The sequence below is a fragment of the Streptomyces sp. MP131-18 genome, assembly GCF_001984575.1.
In the GTDB taxonomy this organism is placed as follows: domain Bacteria; phylum Actinomycetota; class Actinomycetes; order Streptomycetales; family Streptomycetaceae; genus Streptomyces; species Streptomyces johnsoniae.
This window is the reverse complement of the sequence record NZ_LZNS01000001.1, coordinates 7,001,480-7,004,999: the sequence shown is the minus strand read 5'-3', so window position 1 is coordinate 7,004,999 and position 3,520 is coordinate 7,001,480. Positions and strand designations below refer to the sequence as shown.

At 76.4% G+C, this 3,520-nt stretch carries 1 protein-coding gene; it reads right to left on the bottom strand.

Annotated features, from left to right (window positions below; all coding sequences use genetic code 11):
* Nucleotides 1–3,404, bottom strand: a 3,404-nt coding sequence (locus STBA_RS38125) for an SDR family NAD(P)-dependent oxidoreductase (RefSeq protein ID WP_171987825.1), incomplete at its 3' end; no start/stop codon positions are given.
* Nucleotides 3,405–3,520 lie beyond the last annotated feature (116 nt).

Here is a 3,520-nt window from a genome sequence, read left to right as displayed (position 1 = left end):
GCGGCCTCCCGGCCGGCCCCGCCCGGCGCGGGACCGAGCAGGTCGCGCAGCTGCGCGGCGAGCGCCTGCGGCGTGGGGTAGTCGAAGACGGCGGTGGACGGCAGGCGCAGGCCGGTCGCGGCGTTCAGGCGGTTCCGCAGCTCGACGGCCGTCAGCGAGTCGAAGCCCAGCTCCTTGAACGCCCGGTCTGCCGCCACGGCTTCCGCGGCGCCGTGGCCGAGGACCGCCGAGGACTGGGTACGGACGAGTTCGAGCAGTTCTGCCACCGAGGCGGAGGCGTAACGGCCAGGGGAGGCGTCGTTCGCCGCGCGCGCCACGCGCCGCCTGGGCGCGCGCACCAGGCCGCGCAGCAGCGGCGGTGCCTCGTCGACGGCGGAACGGGCGCGCAGCGCGGCCGTGCGCAGCCGGATCGGCGCGAGGGCCGTCTCCGCCGCGCCGAGCCCCGCGTCGAGGAGCGCGAGCCCTTCCTCGGTGGACAGTTCCTCGATCCCGGCCTGCCGCATGCGGGCCAGGTCCTCCGCGCCGAGGCCGCCGGTCATGCCGCTGCGTTCGGCCCACAGACCCCACGCCAGCGACACCGCGGGCAGCCCCTGCGCCCTGCGGTGCAGCGCCAGCGCGTCGAGAAACGCGTTCGCCGCCGCATAGTTGCCCTGGCCTCGGCCCCCGAGAAGACCGGCCGCGGAGGAGAACAGCACGAACGCCGACAGTTCCTGATCCCGCGTCAGCTCGTGCAGGTGCCACGCCGCGTCCGCCTTCGGCGCCAGGACCCGCACCACCTGCTCGGCGGTCAGGGACTCCACCACACCGTCGTCCAGGACGCCCGCCGCGTGCACGACGGCCGTCAGCGGGTGCGCGGCCGGAACAGCGGCGAGCAACGCGGCCAGCGTGCCGCGGTCCGCCGCGTCACCGGCGACGACGGTGACCGTGGCGCCCGACTCGGCCAGCTCCGCGACGACTTCCGCGGCGCCCTCCGCGTTCGGGCCGCTGCGGCTGATCAGTAGCAGGTGGCGGGCGCCGTGCTGTTCCACCAGGTGGCGCGCCACGCGGCGGCCGAGCGTGCCGGTGCCGCCGGTGATCAGCACCGTGCCGTCCGGGTCAAGGGCGCGCCCGGGCGCGGGCGGGGCGGGCACCGTGAGCACGATCTTTCCGACGTGCCGCGCCTGCTGGAGGTGGCGCAGCGCCTCGGGCGCCCGCCGCACGTCCCAGGTGGTCGCGGGCAGCGGGGCGAGCACGCCCGCGGCGGCCAGGTCGGCGCAGTCACGCAGCAGTTCCCGCACCCGGTCGGGCCCGGCCTCGATGAGGTCGAAGGCCCGGTAGGTGGTGTCCTCCCGCGCGGCGCCGGTCCTGATGTCGGTCTTGCCCATCTCGACGAACCGGCCGCCGGGCGCGAGCAGTTGCTGCCCCGCGTCGACGAAGTCGCCCGCGAGCGAGTTGAGCACGACGTCGACGCCCCGGCCGCCGGTGGCGTCCCGGAACGCGTCGGCGAAGTCCAGGGTGCGGGAGGACGCGATGTGGCGTTCGTCGAGGCCGAGCGCGCGCAGGTGGCGCCACTTCCCGGTGCTCGCGGTGCCGAAGACCTCGGCGCCCCAGTGCCGGGCGAGTTGCACGGCGGCCATGCCGACGCCGCCGGCCGCCGCGTGCACGAGCACCGACTCGCCCGCGCGCAGCCCGGCGAGGTCGCGCAGCCCGTAGGCCGCGGTGAGGAAGGCGATCGGCACGGTCGCGGCCTGCACGAACGACCAGCCCTGCGGCATGTGCACGAGCATCCGGTGATCGGCCACGGCCAGCGGCCCGAACGAGCCGGGCAGCAGGCCCATCACGCGGTCCCCGGGGCGGAACGCCGTGACGTCGTCCGCGACGTCGAGCACGATGCCCGCGCCCTCGCCGCCCAGCTCGTCGCGGCCGTCACCGCCATCGCGGCCGGACACCATGCCCAGCGCCAGGACGACATCGCGGAAGTTGAGCCCGGCGGCGCGTACGGAGACCCGCACCTGCCCGGGGCCCAGCGGCTCGGCGGCCTCGGGGGCGGCACCGAGCCGCACGTTCTCCACGGTGCCGCCGGCCGCCGCGTCGCCCAGGCGCAGCCGCCAGGCCCCGGCCGCGTCGCGCGGCGGGGCGAGCGGCGGCTCCTGGCGGTCGAGCCGGGGCGCGTAGGCGATGCCGGAGCGCAGCGCCAGCTGCGGTTCGCCGCCCGCCACCGCGGCGACCGCGGCCGCATCCGAGGCCGGGTCGCCGTCCGTGTCCAACAGGGTGAACCGGCCGGGGTGTTCGGCCTGGGCGGATCTCAGCAGGCCCCAGGCCGCCGCGCCCGCCAGATCGGTGACCGGCTCGCCCTGCTGCACGGCGACGGCCCCGCGGGTCACGAGAACGAGCCGCCGGTCCGCATGGGCGTCGTCCGCCAGCCACGCGCGTACCCGCTCCGCCGCGTCCGCGACGGTGGCGCGCACGGCGCCCGGCACGTCGGCCGGGGCACCGCCGCCGAGGTCGGCGAACACCGCCTCCTGTGCCGCGGCGTCCGGCACACCCGTGGCGGGCAGTGACGCCCAGGCCACCCGGAACAGGTGGTCACGCGCGCCGCGCGCCGCACCGGCGGCTTCCTGCCCGTCCGCGCCCGCGAAGGGGCGGGCGACCAGCGAGCCGATCGTCGCCACCGGCAGGCCACGGTCGTCATGGACGTCGAGGGCCACTTCATCGGCCCCGCGGGCCGACAGCCGCAGGCGGAGCGCCGACGCGCCGACCGCGTGCAGGGTCACGCCGCGCCAGGCGAACGGCAGCCTGCCCTCGCCCTCCAGCACGCCACCGACCCGCAGCGCTTGCAGCCCGGCGTCCAGCAGGGCGGGGTGCAGCGCGAAGTCGCCCGTGCCGTGCTCCGCCGCCTCCTCGGGCAGCGTGACCTCGGCGAACAACGCGCCGTCACCACCGCGCCAGACGGCCGTCAACCCCTGGAACGCCGGACCGTACCCGAAGCCCGCCGCCGCCGCGTGCGCGTAGAAGTCCGTCAGGTCCACGGCGACCGAGCCGGGCGGCGGCCACGTCGTCATGGCGTCGTCGCCGGAGGGGCCGGCGGGCAGCGGGGAGAGCACGCCGCTCGCGTGCCGGGTCCACACGTCCGACGCGTCGGCGCGGGCATGCAGGGTCAGGGGCCTGCGCCCCGTCTCGTCCGCGGCGGCCACGGTGAGTTGCACCTGCACGTCACCGGACTCCGGTAGCAGCAGCGGCGCTTCCAGCGTCAGCTCCTCCACCGTGCCGCACCCGACCTGATCCCCCGCATGAACGGCCAGCTCCAGCATCGCCGTCCCCGGCAGCAGCACCACACCGTTCACCGCATGGTCGGCCAGCCAGGCATGCGAAGCCAGGGACAGACTGCCGGTGAAGAGATAGCCATCCGACTGCGCAAGCCCCACCCAAGCACCGAGCAACGGATGCCCCGTGCCATCAAGACCACCACCCGCACCCGAGACCCCACCACCCGCAGACAACCAGTAACGGCGGCGCTGGAACGGATACGTCGGCACATCGA